14 protein-coding genes and 2 other annotated features are annotated in these 19,703 nt (G+C 32.1%); of the genes, 1 reads left to right on the top strand and 13 read right to left on the bottom strand.

Annotated elements, in window-relative coordinates:
* Positions 1-49 precede the first annotated feature (49 nt).
* From J2Z44_RS09500 to thrS, 6 genes are all read right to left on the bottom strand, one after another.
* Complete coding sequence (locus tag J2Z44_RS09500; RefSeq protein ID WP_021282094.1) at positions 50-1,900, bottom strand: ABC transporter ATP-binding protein; 1,851 nt, start codon at positions 1,898-1,900, stop codon at positions 50-52.
* Positions 1,884-3,719: an ABC transporter ATP-binding protein gene (locus tag J2Z44_RS09495; RefSeq protein ID WP_378109316.1), complete on the bottom strand. Its 1,836-nt coding sequence runs from the start codon at positions 3,717-3,719 to the stop codon at positions 1,884-1,886. Before J2Z44_RS09495 ends, J2Z44_RS09500 begins: the two co-directional genes overlap by 17 nt.
* A 247-nt stretch (positions 3,720-3,966) precedes the next feature.
* On the bottom strand, positions 3,967-4,809 hold the full coding sequence (locus J2Z44_RS09490) for an alpha/beta fold hydrolase (protein ID WP_209649527.1): 843 nt from the start codon (positions 4,807-4,809) through the stop codon (positions 3,967-3,969).
* Positions 4,806-6,029 (bottom strand): arginine deiminase, encoded by a 1,224-nt coding sequence (arcA, locus tag J2Z44_RS09485; RefSeq protein WP_209649526.1) that lies wholly within the window; start codon positions 6,027-6,029, stop codon positions 4,806-4,808. The genes J2Z44_RS09490 and arcA overlap by 4 nt, the downstream gene beginning before the upstream one ends.
* Positions 6,030-6,316: 287 nt before the next feature.
* On the bottom strand, positions 6,317-6,769 hold the full coding sequence (locus J2Z44_RS09480; protein WP_021282101.1) for a DUF2628 domain-containing protein: 453 nt from the start codon (positions 6,767-6,769) through the stop codon (positions 6,317-6,319).
* A gap of 140 nt (positions 6,770-6,909) precedes the next feature.
* Positions 6,910-8,673, bottom strand: coding sequence for a threonine--tRNA ligase (thrS, locus tag J2Z44_RS09475; RefSeq protein ID WP_209649525.1), 1,764 nt, complete (start codon positions 8,671-8,673; stop codon positions 6,910-6,912).
* Between the two features lie 106 nt (positions 8,674-8,779).
* Positions 8,780-9,005: a binding site (T-box leader), on the bottom strand.
* 194 nt (positions 9,006-9,199) lie between these two features.
* Positions 9,200-9,425, bottom strand: a binding site (T-box leader).
* Positions 9,426-9,743: 318 nt separating this feature from the next.
* On the opposite strand from thrS, the gene J2Z44_RS09470 reads away from it, so the two are divergent.
* Positions 9,744-10,973, top strand: a complete 1,230-nt coding sequence (locus J2Z44_RS09470; RefSeq protein ID WP_209649524.1) for an MFS transporter — start codon at positions 9,744-9,746, stop codon at positions 10,971-10,973.
* A 98-nt stretch (positions 10,974-11,071) separates the two neighbouring features.
* Here J2Z44_RS09470 and lplA read toward each other — a convergent pair whose 3' ends face one another.
* The 7 genes from lplA to ribH all read right to left on the bottom strand — a co-directional run bounded on the left by lplA (position 11,072) and on the right by ribH (position 19,701).
* A complete protein-coding gene (gene lplA / locus J2Z44_RS09465) occupies positions 11,072-12,085 on the bottom strand; it encodes a lipoate--protein ligase (RefSeq protein ID WP_209649523.1) in 1,014 nt (337 codons plus the stop codon).
* Complete coding sequence (gene lpdA / locus J2Z44_RS09460) at positions 12,075-13,775, bottom strand: dihydrolipoyl dehydrogenase (protein ID WP_021282109.1); 1,701 nt, start codon at positions 13,773-13,775, stop codon at positions 12,075-12,077. The genes lplA and lpdA overlap by 11 nt, the downstream gene beginning before the upstream one ends.
* Before the next feature lie 382 nt (positions 13,776-14,157).
* Positions 14,158-14,511 (bottom strand): carboxymuconolactone decarboxylase family protein, encoded by a 354-nt coding sequence (locus J2Z44_RS09455; RefSeq protein ID WP_021282110.1) that lies wholly within the window; start codon positions 14,509-14,511, stop codon positions 14,158-14,160.
* A gap of 159 nt (positions 14,512-14,670) precedes the next feature.
* Complete coding sequence (locus tag J2Z44_RS09450; RefSeq protein ID WP_021282111.1) at positions 14,671-15,105, bottom strand: MarR family winged helix-turn-helix transcriptional regulator; 435 nt, start codon at positions 15,103-15,105, stop codon at positions 14,671-14,673.
* A 241-nt stretch (positions 15,106-15,346) separates the two neighbouring features.
* Complete coding sequence (locus J2Z44_RS09445) at positions 15,347-16,579, bottom strand: MFS transporter (RefSeq protein WP_021282112.1); 1,233 nt, start codon at positions 16,577-16,579, stop codon at positions 15,347-15,349.
* Between the two features lie 581 nt (positions 16,580-17,160).
* Entirely contained in the window at positions 17,161-18,687 is a 1,527-nt protein-coding gene (locus tag J2Z44_RS09440; protein ID WP_209649522.1) for a hypothetical protein, read from the bottom strand.
* Positions 18,688-19,239: 552 nt separating this feature from the next.
* The gene (gene ribH / locus J2Z44_RS09435) at positions 19,240-19,701 is read right to left on the bottom strand and encodes a 6,7-dimethyl-8-ribityllumazine synthase (RefSeq protein WP_021282115.1); all 462 of its coding nucleotides are present in this window, start codon (positions 19,699-19,701) and stop codon (positions 19,240-19,242) included.
* Positions 19,702-19,703: the final 2 nt, after the last annotated feature.

Below are 19,703 nucleotides of genomic sequence, written 5' to 3'. Positions count from 1 at the left end.
AAAATTTGTTTTGAAACAGCTCTTAAATTTTAATTATATGAAGCCTCAATTACTCCTCGTAGGATTGAGAAAATTGCCTAGAGTACATATTATAATAAATACCCTTCTTATCTATAAGCTCCTCATGGCTACCTTTTTCAACTATTTGTCCATTATCAATAACCATAATTACATCAGCATCTCTAATAGTGCTTAATCTATGAGCAATAATAAAGCTTGTTCTACCTTTCATTAACTTAAGCATAGCTTCCTGTATGTTAAGTTCAGTACGAGTATCTACACTACTAGTAGCCTCATCTAAAATTAATATAGAAGGGTTAGATAAAATCGCTCTTGCAATGGCCAAAAGTTGCTTTTGCCCTTGACTTAAATTGCTTCCACTTTCAGCTAGTACTGTGTCGTATCCCTTAGGTAATCGTCTAATGAAAATATCTGCATTTGCCATAGCTGCAGCTTCTTCAACTTCTCCATCACTAGCTTCAAGCCTTCCATACCTGATGTTTTCTCTAATAGTTCCTGAAAAAAGATAGGTATCTTGAAGCACAATTCCAAAGGATTTGCGCAAACTATCTCTAGTATATTCTCTAATATCAACTCCATCTATTAGTATTCTGCCCTGAGTTACGTCATAAAATCTTGCAAGTAAATTAACAATAGTGGTTTTTCCTGCTCCAGTTGGTCCTACTAGTGCAATATTACTTCCTTCCTCTGCATGAAAGCTTACATCCTTAAGTATTAATTTATCCTCTATATATCCAAAGTTAACATTTTCAAATACCACATCACCTTTAGGATTCTTTAAGTCCTTTGCCTGTTCTATATCCTCAGGTTCTTCCTTCTCATCTAAAATTTCAAATACTCTTTCTGCCCCCGCAATGGCAGATTGAAGAGTGTTAAAAATATTAGCTAAGTCATTTAAGGGTCTTGAAAATTGCCTTGAATAGCTTAAAAAACTAGCTATTACCCCTATAGTAATCATATCCTTAACGGCTAAAGCTCCTCCTACCCCTGCAACTACAGTAAAGCCTATATTGTTTATGACATTCATTAGCGGCATTATGTAGCCAGATAGAATTTGTGCTTTTGTTCCAACTTCACAAAGCCTATTATTAATTTCATTAAAATCTTCAATAGCCTTGTCCTCATGATTAAAGGCCTTAACCACTAAAATTCCTGATATGGTTTCCTCAATGTGTCCATTAAGCTTTCCAAGTTCCACCTGCTGATTCTTAAACAATACTTTTGTTTTCTTAGCTACGGTTCTTGTTAATAAGAATACCAATGGTATAGTGATCAAGCTAGCTAAAGTAAGCAGTGGACTCAAATATAACATCATGCCAAAAGACCCTAATAAAACTATAGTTCCTGACATTAGCTGAATGGTAGATTGGGATATGGTAGTGCTAACATTTTCAATATCATTAGAAAGTCTACTCATAATCTCGCCATGGGTACGAAGGTCAAAAAAGGAAACAGATAACTTTTGAAGTTTCTCAAAAAGAGTATTTCTTAGTTTTTTAACTATTCTTTGGGCTACTCCAGCCATAAGCCATCCTTGAAAAAAGTTAATTACAGCATCAATGATATAAGTTGTTATTAAAATTCCCACAACTATGCTAAGCATAACAAAATCTACTCCATTATAAGCAGACATTGCATCTATAGCACGTCCTAATAAATAAGGAACTGAAAGTCCAATTCCTGAACTAAATAATATAAAAATAAAAATTATAAGTAAGAGCTTTTGCTCCCCACCAAAATACTTCCAAAGTCTTAACATGGTACCTTTAAAATCCTTTGGTTTAGCTATAGGTCCCATGGGTCTTCTTCCCCCAAAACCTCCACCTCTATTTAATGGACTAGGCACAACAACTTCACTTTCTTTACTTTTCTTTTCCATTGTTTATTGCCTCCTTCCCAATTTGAGAACGGAATATATCTTTATAAACCTCACTAGTTTTCATAAGTTCCTCATGTTTTCCAAGCCCTGCTACTTCTCCATTTTCTAGAACCAATATCCTGTCTGCACTCATAACTGATGTAATACGCTGAGCAATTATAATTGTAGTTAAATTACTAGAGTACTCTTTTAAGGCTTCTCTAATCTTTTCTTCAGTAGTCACATCCACAGCACTTGTACAATCATCTAGTATTAATATCTCAGGCTTTTTAATTAAAGCTCTAGCAATAGAAACACGTTGTTTTTGCCCTCCTGATAAATTTACTCCACCTTGTCCTAAAACAGTATTATACTCCTTAGGCTGAATGGAGATAAATTCATGTGCTTGAGCTACCTGAGCTGCTTCTACTACCTCTTCAAAGGTAGCCTTTTCCTTTCCCCATCTAATGTTATCCAAAATGGTTCCAGAAAAGAGAATTATCTTTTGAGGTACCAAGGCAATCTTCTCTCTTAAAGTTTTAATATCCATAGTTTTAATATCCATATTGTTTACTTTTATGGTTCCAGAGCTTATATTGTAAAAACCATTAATTAAATTAATCAGAGTAGTTTTCCCTGAGCCTGTAGAACCAATAATTCCAAGGGTTTCACCTGGAAGACAAGAAAAGCTTATATTCTTAAGCACAGGTTCCCCAGAGGTTCCAGCATAAGAAAAGCTTACGTTTTGAAAGTCGATTCTTCCTACCGCTTGAGATACTTCTTTCATATCTTCTTTAATATTAACCTGTTCCTTTGAAAATAGAGGGCTTTCTCTAAGAACTTTATTCTGAAAGGATTTTGAAACTACTGCTTCATTAAGCATAAGTGAACTTTCCTCTGAAAAAACCTCATCTATTCTTTCTGCTGAAGCCTTTGCTCTAACAAACATATTAAACACATGAGATATCATCATTAGTGAAAATAAGATTTGGGTCATGTAGTTGGTGAAAGCAATTATCTCTCCAACCTGCATCCCACCTCTATCTACTCTAATGCCGCCAATCCAAAGAGTTGCAACTATACCTAGATTTACTGTGAGAGTTATTCCTGGAGAAAATGCAGCCATAACCCTCATTCCTTTTGTTGATATATCAGATAATTCTTCATTTGTTTTCCTAAATCTCTGTGTTTCATAACTAAATCTATTAAAAGCTTTAACTACTCTAACTCCTGATAAATACTCTCTCATTACACTATTTACATTATCTAGAGCCTTTTGTATCTTTCTAAAAAAAGGATATCCAATCTTCATGTTCATACTTATAAGTAAAACTATTATAGGAATTACAATTATAAAAATTATAGACATATATGCATTTAGCCTTACTGCCATTATAAGACTTCCTATACATAGAAGTGGCGCCTTCACAAATATTCTCATAAGTCCATTGACAAAATTTTGTACTAAAGTTATATCATTAGTAAGCCTTGTAACTAATGAGGCTCCATCATATTTATCAATATTTTCAAAGGAAAGACTTTGAACCTTGCTAAAAAGATCACTTCTTAGTTCTGTACCGAACCTTTGTGATACAATGCTAGCTAGTATATTACGACTTACTGCCCCTAACGCACCGATAGCAGTAACTCCCAGCATCACCATACTCATTTTCAGTACAAAATCCAAATCCTTATTTTTTACCCCTATGTCCACTATTTTAGACATGATGGTGGGCTGTAATAGGTCACAAGCTGCCTCAACAGTTAAACAGGCCACCGCAAGGCAAAAGGGTTTCCAGTACTTTTCTATGTACTTTTTAAGAAATTTCAATATCATCATCCCCATTAATATATTTCAAAAAATTAGCTCACTAAGATAGGCTATTTATTAAAAGTTATTATCAGACATCACATAGTGAACTCATTAACATTTAACTTATTCGACAAGAATATGATGTATCCTTCCAAAACCAGTATGTATAGCAGCATATTTTAAATCTATTGCTTTTCTTGTAATTTTTATAGAGCAAAAGCAGTTATTTAATATAGAATTACCTTTTCTACTAAATAACTGCCTCTATATAGCTTTATTTTTCACTAATCGTACTTATCATTTCCTTTATTTCATCAATTATTGCCTGTGGATTATCATCCTGAATCATATGTCCAGCACCTTTAACTGTGATTTGCTTACTCTTATCTGATAAAGCAGAAATATCCTTTTGAAGCTGTGCCCATCCCACTAATATAGGACCTGGCACTTTCAAATCTGTATTTTCTGCAGAAAGTACTGTGATTGGGATATTTCTAAGAGCATCTTTTTTTCTTGCTTTTCTAACCTCAGCTGCACTATTTAATAAATCATCAAAGGTTCCTTCTGGGTTTACAAATTCTGTTCTAGTACTTTCATATTCCTTTGGTGCTATTAATTTATACAAACTAAACATTTCCTCATGGGCAGAATCAACAAATATTATGCCTGCCACTTCCTCTGGATAACTATCAGCAAATAATCTAGCATTAAAACCACCTATAGAATGAGCAACAATAATATAAGGTCCCTTTACCTTAGTTTTTTGGAGTAGAGTATAAAGCTCCTTAACTTGATTTGCACTGGTTCTTTCTAAGGTGCTTTTGTCACTTTCCCCAAGTCCTGCCCTATCATAGCAAAAGGTCCTTGTAAGTTTTGCAATTTCTGGCTGTACATTAGTCCAAACTCCAATTCCTCCACCCAGTCCTGACTCGAAAATTACAGTGGGACCTCCCTTACCTTCAACCTTTACATTTAACCCATAGCCACCGATGTCTACTTTCCCATTCACCGGAGCTGCTGCCTCAATACTTTCCCTATACCTTGCCATTAAGAAAACTCCAGCAACCACTAATAGAAATGCTATTGAAGCTATAAATCCAAAAATCTTTTTTCTCATAGACTCTCCCTAAACAAAGGCATACTCATACATCTTGGGCCTCCACGACCTCTTGATAATTCATAGGAATCAAACTCTAGCACTTCTATTTTATTTCTTCTTAAGGCTTCATTTGTTATATGATTTCTGTTATAACAAACCACCTTACCTGGTGATATAGCAAGGGTATTACTTCCGTCATTCCATTGTTCTCTACTGGCCGCAATTGGGTCTCCATCTCCACATCTTATTAAATCTACAGCTGGTAGTCCTAAATGCTCTTTTAGTACCGTTGATAAATCTTCCTGTTCGTATCTAATATTAAGTTGATTATCTTTGCCCTTAGTTATACTATACACATCAAGAGGAGCCTCTATTCCTGGGAATATAGTAAACTTATCGTAATCTACCATGGTGAATACTGTGTCTAAATGCATATAGGCTCTTGTTTTTGGAATATCAAAGGCCAAAACTGTTTGGAATCTTTCCTCAGAAAATAAAAGTTTATGTGCTAATCTTTCTACTGCCATTGGATCAGTTCTATCACTAACTCCAATTGCAACTACTTTATCTGATAGTACTAAAATATCTCCACCTTCAATAGGATGAGTTTTATCTCTATTGTACCATCTAGGTACGTTTTTAAATCTAGGGTGGTAGTTAAAGATATACTTAGCAAAAATAGTTTCCCTATTTCTAGTTTCATTGGCCATAACATTTAAAGAGATTCCACTTCCAATAGATGCAAAGGGGTCTCTTTGAAAATACATATTAGGAATTGGATCAAGATAAAATGGATATGGGTTCTTCACCATATCACCTAACGCTTTTGGGTTAATACTTTTTAAATCTTCCTTCTTAACTCCAGCTATACATTTAACAATAAGTTCCTTTGAAGATAGAGGGCTCAAAAATTCTGTAATTGCTTCTTGAAGACCTGCAGTTACAACCTTTCCCTCCTCCATAAATTCCTTTAAAAATTCTGTTCTTACACTACTGTGCTTTAGCACTTCAGCCATTAAATCAGTAAGGTAAAGCACTTCAACACCCTCATTTCTTAAGATGTCTGCAAACTGATTATGTTCTCTGCGAGCTTGCTCTAAATATACAATCTCATCAAACAAAAGTCTTCGAAGATAATCTGGAACTATGTTTTCAACCTCTTCTCCTGGACAATGGAGAAGAACGGTCTTAAGCTTTCCAATTTCACTATAAACAGAAATGCTACGGTCTAAGCTCATACTCTTCATCCTTTCTTAATAGAATCTAAACTATAGTTTTCTCTATAAAAATTTCATTATTCTTTTTGAGGTTTTAATTAATAAATTTAAATGAATTTACTTTTTAAAATTATATAGTGGTATTCTATTTTATTTTCAACTAACTTCTAATGTTTGAATGAATAAAAATTGAAGAGAGAATATAAAGTTTCTATAAAAAATAACTCCTACCTTGTTAAAAGTTAGGAGTTATTCTTTAAATTGATTTTTAAGATACATGTGTTTATAAAACTAGTGTAAATTTCTAATTAATATATAATTTGTTTGCTCTTTACTATACGACTATAATAAAGATAGTTTCCTCTTAAACCAAATAAAACAGCAATTAACATAGCTAGATAATCAGATATAAATCCTAGTAGTGCTGCAACAAGAAAGCCAACTATTGCCGAAAGCCATAATCCTTTTAAAATAGCCCAAAATGGTCCAAATAAAAATGACATCCAATTCCATTCACCTGTATAGGATTCATTACTCTCGTAAATTTTTATAAATTCTTGTCTATAATATGGTGATAAAAAAGACATGTTATTTATCTCATTAACAACACTTTTATCTCCACTGTCCATAGTACTACTGTTTTCTATCTCAATGGTAAAATTTCCATCTTGAGAACCACTTACTTTAACATGGGTCCCACAAGCCCCACAAAATTTATCTGTTGCCCTTAGATCATAGCCACATTTTTCGCATAAACTCATAAAATATCCCCCAATACTTTTACAATATAGTAGATATTCTACATGTTAATTAAAACTCCTTCCTTTTTATGCTTATTGTTTCTAATCGTTATTACAGATTAGAATATGGTTATGAGAATAATTGCCCTAACTTATCTATTCTATAAGGCTTTATCATTTATTTCTTGAAAAATTCTTGTAACAAAATCTTCTAACATTATATTACCCTCATCTCCACCATTTCTACTTCTAAGAGCTATACTTTGTGAAGCTTCTTCCTTTTCACCTACTACAATGATATAGGGAACTCTCTCATTTCTAGCTTCTCTTATTTTAAAGCCTATTTTTTCAGCTCTTAAATCCATCTCAACTCTTATATTATTTTCTTCTAATCTATTTTTTGCAGCCTCTGCATAATTATTATATTGTTCTGATATAGGCAATATTTTAACTTGTGCTGGTGATAACCAAGTTGGGAACTTACCAGCAAAATGCTCTATTAAAATTCCCATAAATCTTTCAATACTTCCAAAAATTACTCTATGAATAACAATTGGTCTGTGCTTTTCTCCATCCCTTCCAATATAATTTAAATCGAATCTTTGAGGAAGTTGAAAATCTAATTGTATTGTTCCACATTGCCATGTTCTTCCTAGGCTATCCTCTAGGTGAAAGTCAATTTTAGGGCCATAGAAAGCTCCATCACCTTTATTTATTTTAAATTCCATATTCATTTCTTCTAGAGCACCTTGAAGGGAACTTTCAGCTAACTGCCACTCTTCATCTGTTCCCATAGAATTTTCTGGTCTTGTTGAAAGTTCAACCTTATATTTAAAACCAAATTTTTCATAAACTTCATTAATGAGCTTAACTACACCTTTTATTTCATCCTTTATTTGCTCTGGTAACATAAATATATGGGCATCATCTTGAGTAAGTGCTCTAACCCTCATAAGTCCATGTAAGGCTCCCGATAGTTCATGCCTATGCACTCTTCCAAGTTCTCCAGCTCTAATTGGTAAATCTCTATAAGAATGAACTTCGGATTTATATACCAACATGCCTCCTGGACAATTCATTGGTTTTATAGCAAATTCCTGCTCATCAATGTTAACAGTGTACATATTGTCCTTATAGTGAAACCAGTGTCCTGATGTTTCCCAAAGCTCCCTATTTAAAATCATAGGAGTTTCAATCTCCACATAACCATATTTTTTGTGAAGCTCTCTCCAATATTCAATTAACTTATTTTTAAATATTACTCCCTTAGGTAAAAAGAAGGGGAATCCAGGACCTTCCTCCATTATAGTAAACAGCTTTAACTCTTTTCCTAGTTTCCTATGATCTCTTTTTTTAGCTTCCTCAAGGATATTTAAATATTCCTCTAGCTCACTTTTCTTTGAAAAAGCTGTACCATAAATTCTTTGGAGCATTTTATTTTTCTCGCTGCCTCTCCAATATGCTCCAGCTACTGATAAAAGTTTAAAAGCCTTTACCTTTGAAGTTGATACCACATGAGGACCTGCACAAAGATCAATAAATTCTCCTTGCTTAAAGAAAGATAACTCCTCCTCCTCAGGTAAATCATTAATAAGCTCCTTTTTATAAGGTTCTCCCATTTCTTCCATAAGCTTTAGAGCCTCAGCTCTTGACATAACTGACCTTTCTAGTCTTAAATCTTCCTTAATGATTTTTCTCATTTCTTCTTCTATCTTTTCTAAAGCTTCCATTGTAAAAGCTTCTTCTACATCAAAATCGTAATAAAATCCATTATCTATAGCAGGTCCAATAGCCAGTTTAGCTTCTGGATACAATCTCTTTACAGCTTGAGCAAGAATATGAGCTGCTGTATGTCTTAATGCGCCTCTTCCTTCTTCTTCATTAGAATTAACTATACTTCCATCTTTTAAGATAACCTTTAACATACTATTACCTCCTCTATAATCTTCAATTTATATTTTCTAATAAACTCACTTGTTGATATAATTTTGCATAATATAATCAATCAAAAAAATAAAACTCCTCCCTAAAATAAGGGACGAGTATCTTCGCGGTTCCACCCAAATTACAGAAGTGTATATTGTGTTACTTCTGTCTCTCTAAGCCATTAACGCTAGCACACGTAATTGTCTACTTTTAGTTCAACAATAAGCTCAGAGGTGGTTTTCAATAATACTTACCTAAGAAACCTTACAGCCGGTGAGTTTCTCTCTCTTAAAGTAGTAAATTATTTACTCTTCCTCTTCATAGCTTTTAATTATAACTTTTACAAATTGCCTCTTCAACCAATATCTAAGTTGTAAAATATCTAACAATTCCATTAAAGTTCTTTTCCAAAAGATAAATCAAATTATCTACCTAAAATCCTGTAGCACTCTTATCATGATAAAGTTCTTATTTGATTTGTGTGTTTGTGTATAAATTTATATAAAATAAAAAACTCGTACCCAAATAAGGGACGAGTTTAATCGCGATTCCACCCAAATTACAAAAGCATAATTAAAACTTACTTTTGTCTCTCAAAACCATTAACGCTGGTATACGGAATTACCTACTTAAGTTCAGTAATCAACTCAGAGGTGGTTTTCAACAATACTTGCCTAGGAAATCTTTCAGCCGGTGAATTTCCCTCTCTTAAAGCAGTAAATCATTTACTCTTCCTCTTCATAGTTTTTAATTTATAGTAATTTTAATCCAACTTATAGCCCTTGTCAATATATTATTTTAATTTTCGGAATGTTTTTCATTCTTGTTACTAACTTATTTTCTTAAGAACATATCCCTAAAAGTTCTTATTACTCATTTTATTATGAAATTCTAAAAATGTGCTAATTTTTCACTGTTAAGTATTATATATTTTAAATTCTATTGAAAAACTATTGATATTCATAGTAAAATAACTCAATGACTCTATTGATTCATCTTAGGTATATTAATAAATAAGTTCAAAACCAGTGAATCTTTAGTATTGTACGATTGGAGTGATGAATTGAATATGAAAACGAATTGGAAGAAGAATACACTACTATTTTTGCTTAGTCAAACTATTTCTCTCTTTGGCTCTTCTTTAGTTCAGTATGCAATTTTATGGTATATAACCCTTAACACTAAATCTGGAGCTATGATGACTATATCTATAATCTGTGGATTTCTTCCTACTTTTTTTCTTTCTCCCTTTGCCGGAGTATGGGCAGACCGCTATAATAGAAAGACTTTAATTATGTTATCTGACTCCTTTATTGCCCTAAGTACTCTTTTACTTGCAATTTTATTCTTAATGGGTTATGAATCCATGGGATTACTTTTTGTTATGTCTGCTTTAAGGTCCATAGGTACAGGAATACAAACCCCAGCTATTGGAGCTTTTCTTCCTCAAATAGTTCCAGAAGATAAGCTTACAAAGGTAAATGGCATTAATGGTAGTGTACAGTCCATGGTAATGCTAGTTTCACCCATGATTAGTGGTGCCCTTCTCTCTATGGCCTCCATAGAGTCTATCTTTTTTATTGATGTAGTTACAGCTGCAATAGCTGTTTCAGTAATATTATTATTTCTCAAGGTACCTGCTCATAATAAAGCAATTGGCCCGCAAGAGGTTAGTTACTTTAAAGACTTACAAGCTGGCATTTCCTATATTAAGGGGCATACATATGTTAAAAAGTTCTTTATATTTTGCGCCTTTTTCTTTTTTTTAGTATCTCCAGTAGCCTTTCTAAGCCCCCTTCAAGTTACAAGAACTTTTGGAGAAGATGTATGGAGGTTAACAGCAATTGAAATTACCTTTTCACTTGGAATGATGTTAGGTGGTATTATCATGGCCTCTTGGGGAGGATTTAAAAACAAAATTCATACTATGACTTTATCTAGTTTCATCACTGGTGTGTGCACCTTTTTACTAGGCATTGTATCTAACTTCTGGGTTTACTTATTTATCATGGTAGTAGTAGGTATTACAATTCCCTTCTTCAACACACCTTCAACAGTTTTACTTCAGGAGAAGGTTGAGCCAGACTTTTTAGGAAGAGTATTTGGGGTTTTAGGAATGATTTCTAGCTCAATGATGCCTCTTGGAATGTTAGTTTTTGGCCCAATATCTGATGTAATTAAGATTGAATGGCTTCTTATTGGAACAGGTCTATTAATGTTTATTCAAAGTTTCTTTTTAATTGGTAGCAAAGAGTTACTTATAGCAGGTTTGTCAAAAGATAATAGAGATGAAGTCTAAACTTCCTATGCATTTTATTGAATAATTTAATACTCTAAAAAAGAGTTGGTGAAATTCTAACTAACATAAAAATTCTCCAACTCTTTTTCAATTTAACTTTAAAACGCTATATCCTCACAAATTGATTCAATAATGTTTATAATCTCAGCATCACTATGCCCATATTTATCCTTATAACTTTTCAATCTTTTAATAACTTCAATCTTATTAAAACTACATCCTTCTAACAGAGCCTCTACATTATTAACTCCTTTGGCCCTTATTGAATCCGTATATATTTTACACTTGTTTATTTTCCCATCCTCCACTTGAAGGTTTAGTTCATAACTCCCATCTTCAAACTGTTTTTTAAGGGATACCTGGAAGTTTGGGCAATCCCCATAAAGCCAGTAATCACTTGAGTACTTCATATATAGCTCTTCCATATTATTCCCACATACTTCACCAAAACTTTCATCCACTTCTTGGTTAGTATCTGGCTTTCCATAGTAATACTCAAAAGCTTTAATTAAAGCTTTAATGAGCAAATCTATAGTTAGCTCTTGTCTGCACTGCTTCAAGTTTATAACTCTGCTTTTTACAGAATCAATTCCCTTTGATTGGAGCTTTTCTATGGATGGAGTCAATATTTTAGGCAGTATTTCCATATCTACGTCAAATAGTAAGGTGCCATGATGATAGTATTTATTTTCCTCTCTGTAAAAGGCATTTCCTGATATTTTTTTATTGTCCACTAAGATATCATTTCTTCCTGAGAATACAGCTTCAATTCCCAGTTCTTTTAATGCCCTAATAATTACTCCTAATTGTTTAGATAAATCTTCATTTTCTTCCCTCATCAAAAAGGTGAAATTCAAATTTCCTAAGTCATGATAAACTGCTCCACCACCAGATAGTCTTCTAGCTACTTTTCCATTGACCCTAGATAAAAGTTCTAAATTACATTCTTTCCATGGGTTTTGGTTTCTTCCTATTACTACAGTCTTTTCATTTTGCCAAAGATATAAAATCACTTCTTCCCTCTCCACTTTATTTAGAAGTAATTCCTCTAATGCTAGGTTAAAATAAGGATCAAAGCTTTTAGAAACTACTACCCTTGTTTTAGTTACCAAAATGTATTGCCCCACCTTCTAAGTCTAAAACTGCTTCATGGATTGCTTCGGATGTAGTTGGATGTGCAAAAATGGTTTCTTTTATTTGTTCCTCTGAAAGGTTATTTTTAATGGCTAAAGTTAAGGTTCCAATTAAATCTGAACCATGAGGACCAACTACAGCAGCTCCAATTAGTTTATTATTATTTGTATCCTTAATTATCTTCACAAAGCCTCTTTCCTCTCCATAGGTTAAAGCTTTTCCATTTGCCATAAAAGGGAATTTACCCACCTTAATTTCAATCCCTTGCTCAAGAGCTGCCTTTTCAGACACCCCAACAGTTGCTACTTCTGGGGTTGTGTAGACCACATTTGGCACTACTTCATAATCCATATATTTTTCTTTCCCTAGTATATTATCTACTGCTACCATTGCTCCATGAGATGCTACATGGGCAAGACCAATTTTATTATTTACATCTCCAATAGCATAAATATTTTCAATGTTTGTTTGGAGTTTTTCATTAACCTTAATTCCTTTTCCATTGGAGTTTAGCTCAATTCCTACTTTATCTAAATTTAAGCCTTCTAAATTTGGTTCTCTTCCTATGGCAACTAAAACTTTATCACAGGTGATAAACTTCTGATCACCTTCAGTGTCAAAGCATACAATTGCCTTTCCATCCTCACTATTTTTAACTGAAGTAACTTTAGAAGAAGTGAAGAACTTAATTCCTTTTTCCTGTCCTATAGCTTTAATTTCTTCGATTACATCATCGTCCATCATAGAAAGTACTTTTGGCATGTACTCAACAACCATGACTTCTACCCCAAAATTTGCATAAATGAAGGCAAATTCCATTCCAATAACTCCACCACCAATAATCACCATCTTAGTTGGAAGTTCCTTCATATTTAATGCTTTGGTACTATTTAACACCTTATCGCCCTTAATACCCTCTATATTAAAATTAGAAATTTTTGAACCTGTTGCAATTATTATATTCTTAGTATTTATAGTAACTTCTTCTCTTTTTCCTTTTACAAAAACCTTATTTTTATCTAAGATTTCACCTACACCTGTAATTTTCTCCACTGAATTTTTCTCTAAAAGAAAATCTATCCCTGAGGTTAATCTATTTACAATTTTATCTTTTCTTTTAACTACTTTTTCCATGTCTACTTCCGCATTTGCTACTTTAATTCCAAATTCTTCACCATGTTTTATATGGTTAAACACTTCAGAGGATCTTACTAAAGCTTTTGTAGGTATGCATCCTACATTTAAGCAAGTTCCACCTAGGCTTTCTTTTTCAATAACTACAGTTTTTAAGCCTTTTTTAGCAGCATAAATTGCAGCCACATAGCCTCCTGGACCTGCTCCTATTACTACTAGGTCACAGTTTATTTCTTTTTTAACTGGTTTTAGCATGGAATTAAAGTAATCAAAAGCTTTAGGTTTTTCCTTAGTTCCTTCTGTACCTTCTATAACCCCAAATACATCACCTAAATTTACTGTGTCACCTTCTTTAACTCTAAGCTCCTTTAAAACGCCGCTATATTCTGCTTTTATTGGAGTATTTCCTTTTTCTCCTTCAATTTGAAGAATTATATCCCCAACAGCTAGCTTATCTCCAACCTTGGCATTTATTTTTCCTACCTGACCGGTCTTACTATGTCCAACTAATTTTTCAATTTTTAATTCCATCATTGTTATCCCTGCCTTTTATTTATATATAAATTTTCTTATAAGTAAGTTATGAATTCTAAACTCTGAGTTTAAACATTCCTAATCCAATGATATAAAACCTTAAAGCAAACAATTTATACTCAGTGATTAACTAATTTATTAACTCAATCTTCACTCTAAGTACTTCAATAAAGTTTATTGCTCTTAAATTTGAATTTTAAAATTATTGAAGTGTTTATGAATAGAAAGTATTAAGCAAATGGGTTATTCACACTCTCTTTTCTAGAAGTTAAGTGATATTGTAACTTTTATGCCCAGTCTAAAACTTAATAATAAAACTTTAAGCATCTTCAAAAAAGCAAAATATACCTGTACACTTTAATAGCACAGGTATTTGTAAAAATTATTGGAAGTCTTTTTCGAATTCGTCGATTGAATCCTTTAAAAGTGTTACTGTATAAGCCATTGATGGACCACCGCCAAAGGCAACTGAAACCATAGCTGCTTCCATTATTTCTGCTCTAGTAGCTCCTGCTTCTAATGCTTTATAAACATGGAAAACTATGCAATATTCACAACGATTATAAGCGCCAATAGCAACACTAATTAATTCCTTTGTTTTAACATCTAAAGCTGCTGGTGCATAGGTTGTCCCTAATAGTCCCATGAAAGCTTCAACATTAGCTCCATTAGTATTTCCTACTTCTTGTAATCCTCCCATAAAGGCATTTAGCATTTCTCTTGGATTTTTACTCATAATAAATCTCTCCATTCACACAAATAATTTATAACAACAATAGTTGCTATAGCAAGTATTATATAAATAATACCACTATTAAATGGTATTGACAATAATTTATCATATAGTTTTTTCCAATGATTACATACTAATTTATATATTTTCCCAATGAATGTCCTACTCCACTTTTTCAGTTACATTCAAAACAATTTTATTTAACACTTCTTTGAAGGTATCTAAGTCTTTTTCACTAATACCTTTGATACCATCCTTTGAGAAGGTTTCTCCAAGGGGCATTAATGCTTCCCTTTTTTCTCTACCTTCCTCTGTTAGATATAAATTTGTAACTCTTCTATCCTTCTTATCTTTTATTCTTAGAACTGTATTTTCCTTTTCTAATCTATCTATAAGCCTTGCTACAGTAGATTCCTTTAAATCCATCTCTTCAGCAAGCTCCTTTTGAGTTATTCCTTCACTTCTACCTATATAATAAAGAGCTATCCATTGTACTCTTGTGATATTATAAGCTGCTAATCTACTACTAAAAGCATCCACTATATGTTTTGTTCCTCTACTTGTTATTATCCCAATGCAATCATCTAAATTGAACATATATTTTTCACCTCAATATATATTATAAACTAAAAAGAGCTACCCTTCCATAGGTTATGGTAGCTCTTTAATAATTAGAGACTTTTCATTATCTTCAACAGATACATTATATTTGCAGAGCATCATTGTTTGTATTCAAAATTAATACTTTGCTTCTAATACCCATTTACCTGTTTTCCATCAAAAATTATAACATAACTAAAGTAAGCTCTTATGATAAAAGCCTATAATTATCAAATAATTATATCTCGGACTTTGTAACTTTTTCAGTTGTTTTCTTATGTCTTTTGTTATCTTCTCTCTTCAGTAATATATAGCTGTTAATTACTATAAATACTATACCTACTGACCCTAAGAACTTAAAAGCTATACTCAATGAAAATTTATCTCCAAGAAGTCCTACAATTGGAAATAGAGTAATCATAAAAAAGCTAAATATCATGCTTGCAAATGATAAAATAGTTGCCCTATTCTCACTAGGAATCATTTTATTAATATAATCACTTATAGAAACATAAATTATCCCCTCTGTTATCATTAGTAATACAAAAAACACATAGTGATACTTACTAAGAGCTATGCCCCATATACACCCTACAGTAAACAGTGGAGTTAAAAGAAGTATTCCTTTTTCTTTAATCTTTTTCTCAATAGCATGAACTTGAGTTGAAACTAAGGCAGAAGCCAAGGAACATACTGCATAAATAACACCTATTATAGCTTCACTATAGCCATCACCCTTAAGATAATTTTGAAGATAGTAAAATATACAGGTGCAAAAGGCCATTAGAATTTGGGTAAATATAATTAAAAATCCTATCTTAGGTTTACTTAAAATAATTTTCAAACTAGTTTTCAACTGATTAATAAATATATTTTCCTCACCATGAACTGACTTTACCCTGCCCACATTTGGCTCTTTAAAAGTAAATGATTGCCCTATAGTTATTACAGCAATTAATATAGTTAAAAGAAAGGCAATATTATAGCTCTTCGTTGCTAAATATCCCCCAACAAAGAAAGATATAACTCCCGCAACTTGAAAAAATAATTCTTTTCTACCAGATACTTTCATGTAGGTTTCTTCTTCTCCAATTTCCTTTAGCGAATCATAAATTAAAGCATCTCCAGCACCAGACTCTAAATTGTAGGAGAGAGCTGTAAAGATAAAGGATATGGAGAACCAAAGAAAACTGTTAGCAAGTAGTAAGATTATCACACTAATCAAAGACATAATTCTTCCTACTATTCTACTAGTCTTTCTTCCAAATATATCTGCTACTGCACCAGTTGGAACCTCCATAGTAAAAGATGTAATATGAAATATGGTTTCTAACAACCCAAGCTGAGTTAAGCTCATTCCTTTACTAGCTAAATAAATCATCCATATTCCACGTGTTAAATCTATATTTTGTAGCAAAGTATATACATAATTTTTATAAACATTTTTTCCTAATTGTAATTTTTCATTCATAATAAAATCCCCTTTCAAATTTGTGTAAAAATTCTTTGTGCCCACCCTACCTGATGCGCTCCAAAATTTTATATAACCCAGAATTTCAACCTATGAATAACAGGTTACTTTTTCTAAATAATCTTAAGTTATATAATAAAATTCATTTGTTGAAATCCTTACAATTTATAAAAGGGTATAAAAATACCCCTAAGTAGAATACTTAGAGGCTCACTTCTGTCATAATATATGTAAAATTAATATTGAATCATCACTTTTCATATTAATTTTTATCACATACTTATATTTATAAGAGAGCAAATTCTACACTATCAGGCTTACAACATATCTATTTTTGGACGCACCTATCCCGTAGTGCCCAAAAATTGCTGTAATAGCATGTGCTGTAGCTAAATAATCTAACATGCTAGACCTGATAATAACAGACATCTTACTCCCTCCATTTCTAAAAATAATAGTGTACATGAAAATTTATTCACATATACACTATTATATCATAATTCTAAAAATTTGGAAGACTTTTCAGCTATTATCTATATCTTATTTCTCTAACCACTTACTACACTATAAATTTAACTATCTTAAAACGAGTATTCTTCCTTAGTAAAAAATTGTTTTGATTTTAAATACTTTGGGATGCTCTTCTCCTCACCGTTTATAGTAATATTTGCAAACTTCTTTCTTATTTCCAGCATGTACACATTATTGTCATAAGGTAAGTTTCCAATACATCTCAATCTAATTTTCAGATTATCATCCAACTCTCTTATATTAAATAATGTGAGGAACCTTTTACACCTTCCCTTAAAGGCTCTCTCTGGATCTAGATTGTCAATTTGAGTATTATCAAAAGTAAAATCAATATTTAAGTACTCATCCTCAACATAAATGTTTGATTTACAAAATTCATTTATATATTGCCTATTTTGATTGGCTCTTGATATCCTTGAAAACTCTTCAAGCTCATCTATAAAGGTAAGAAAAGATGAACTGCCATTAATTTCACTCATTTGAAATCCATCACTGGTGTGGTCAGTAATCGCTTCTAGCATATTAACTAAAGTGCCTAGACTAATAACGTCGTGTTTATCTACCTTTAGGGTTTTATAGTCCACGTAGCTAAACTGTTTATTATTAAATACCGATAATTTTCTAAATAATAAAAAAGCACTCATAATTCCATGTTGATAGTTCTCGAAATCCTTTGAATATCTCATATGTCTAGAATAATCGAAGGATAAATCTATTTTAACATCGTTTTCCATTAAAACTTCTTTATCCTCTTCTGATAGCTTTAGAAACTCTTCTTCTTTAATGCCTGCTATAATTCCATGTTTATCAAGATTAAGTATTTTTTTATATATCTTATCACCCTTTTTACCCGCATCCACTGAAAAGTTGAAACGGAAGCACATCAGATTTAAAAAATCTTTAATTAAGTTATCATGGATATCAGAATAACTAAAGTCAAATTCACTGTAATTTTTTATACCAAAGTGAGGTAAAATACCTTTTATGTTTTTGTTTATTGAATTTATTTTCTTTATTGGATAACCAAGATCATGAGTAAGTGCTGCTAGGCATCTTAAAGCATCATCGATGTTTTCGGATTCATTTAAAAGCTCATCAAACTCAAGAAAGGCCTTAAATACATCTTTATGTACACTATTTTTAGCAACTTCACAGAACTGTTTAAAGCCTTCATTTCCTTTTCCATATTTATGTAAAAAAGGCTTAAATTCTTCATTCTTAAAAATATATTCACCTAAGAAATAAACCCATAAACAGTGCATAGTATGATCTCTATAGAAGGAATCTGAAGCAAAAATTAACTCTTCGAAGTTTACATACTCATCAAAGTACTGAAATAAATCATCATAACCTCTTCTATCAGAATCAATAGAACTCATAGAAGCTTCAAATAAAACCTTCCATAATTTCTTGCAAATTTTTATCTTATTATGCATTTCTTTTTCTTCTTTAAGTTTTTTAACTTCTGCTGCTATTTCTTCCTTGTACCAAGGTTTATTTTTTAAAAACATTATAGAGTCCTTGTCCATCTCCTCAAGATAAAAATCAAGAACTTTTCTTTCATCAATCATATTCATATAGCCACCCCAATTTTTTATTTCTTGGACACAGTATTAAGCAATTATCCCCATGCATACCTTGTCCATATTTGTAATATAGTATATATTTAATCACAAAATAACTTATATGTAAATAAAAGTAACAGACATTCTCTTAATGGATTTTTAACTGATATCAGACCTTTTCCTGTACATAATCACTATTTAGATCATATATACTAGTTCCTAACTACTGTTATACATTTACAATAGGCTGAGGCTTAATTTACCCTTAAATATAGACGTTTACTAATATTTATACTTACCGCTGACTTGTAGTTGGTGAAGAAATTAATACTAATATACCTTCTGTTTTTTATGCTTGAAAATTGTATTTGATAGTTTTAATATATAAGTTTCAATATTATTTCTACATTGTAAAAAATTTGAGCAACTTATATTAAAGAAAATGCACAATAGAATTGGATATATTTATGCAGTGTCTTTACTGCTTTCTATATGCTATAAAAAGCAATTAGTAAAAACTATGCTTACTAACTGCTTTTCTATGTCTTACAATATTAAGCTTTACTAAAATTCCTTTAGTAAATTAGCCATTTCAATTGCTGTAATTGCAGCATCATAACCTTTATTTCCAGCTTTAGTACCAGCTCTTTCTATTGCTTGCTCAATGCTATCTGTAGTTAATACTCCAAAGATTACTGGAACTTCTGTTTCTAGAGAAACACTAGCTACACCCTTTGTCACTTCGCTTGATACATAATCAAAATGTGGTGTTGCACCTCTTATTACTGCACCAAGGCAAATAACTGCATCATACTTTTGAGATTTAGCCATTTTTTTTGCTACTAGCGGAATCTCAAACGCTCCTGGAACCCAAGATACTTCAATAGAATTTTCCTCTACTCCATGACGCACTAATCCATCTATGGCTCCTGATAGAAGTTTTCCTCCAATAAACTCATTGAATCTGCCTACTATAATACCTATTTTTAACCCTTGAGCTACTAATTTTCCTTCATATACTTTCATTC

It is taken from the genome of Clostridium punense, assembly GCF_017874425.1.
GTDB lineage: Bacteria > Bacillota > Clostridia > Clostridiales > Clostridiaceae > Clostridium_J > Clostridium_J punense.
This window is presented reverse-complemented; position numbering and strand designations above follow the sequence as displayed.

Bases quoted from the DNA above. Each gene is read 5' to 3' on its own strand.
- arcA (WP_209649526.1), bottom strand. From the start codon at position 6,029: ATGAGCTTAGACCGTAGCATTTCTGTTTATAGTGAAATTGGAAAGCTT.
- J2Z44_RS09455 (WP_021282110.1), bottom strand. From the start codon at position 14,511: ATGAGTAAAAATCCAAGAGAAATGCTAAATGCCTTTATGGGAGGATTA.
- lpdA (WP_021282109.1), bottom strand. From the start codon at position 13,775: ATGATGGAATTAAAAATTGAAAAATTAGTTGGACATAGTAAGACCGGT.
- J2Z44_RS09445 (WP_021282112.1), bottom strand. From the start codon at position 16,579: ATGAATGAAAAATTACAATTAGGAAAAAATGTTTATAAAAATTATGTA.
- ribH (WP_021282115.1), bottom strand. From the start codon at position 19,701: ATGAAAGTATATGAAGGAAAATTAGTAGCTCAAGGGTTAAAAATAGGT.
- J2Z44_RS09490 (WP_209649527.1), bottom strand. From the start codon at position 4,809: ATGAGAAAAAAGATTTTTGGATTTATAGCTTCAATAGCATTTCTATTA.
- J2Z44_RS09470 (WP_209649524.1), top strand. From the start codon at position 9,744: ATGAAAACGAATTGGAAGAAGAATACACTACTATTTTTGCTTAGTCAA.
- J2Z44_RS09495 (WP_378109316.1), bottom strand. From the start codon at position 3,719: ATGATGATATTGAAATTTCTTAAAAAGTACATAGAAAAGTACTGGAAA.
- J2Z44_RS09480 (WP_021282101.1), bottom strand. From the start codon at position 6,769: ATGAGTTTATGCGAAAAATGTGGCTATGATCTAAGGGCAACAGATAAA.
- J2Z44_RS09500 (WP_021282094.1), bottom strand. From the start codon at position 1,900: ATGGAAAAGAAAAGTAAAGAAAGTGAAGTTGTTGTGCCTAGTCCATTA.
- J2Z44_RS09440 (WP_209649522.1), bottom strand. From the start codon at position 18,687: ATGAATATGATTGATGAAAGAAAAGTTCTTGATTTTTATCTTGAGGAG.
- J2Z44_RS09450 (WP_021282111.1), bottom strand. From the start codon at position 15,105: ATGTTCAATTTAGATGATTGCATTGGGATAATAACAAGTAGAGGAACA.
- thrS (WP_209649525.1), bottom strand. From the start codon at position 8,673: ATGTTAAAGGTTATCTTAAAAGATGGAAGTATAGTTAATTCTAATGAA.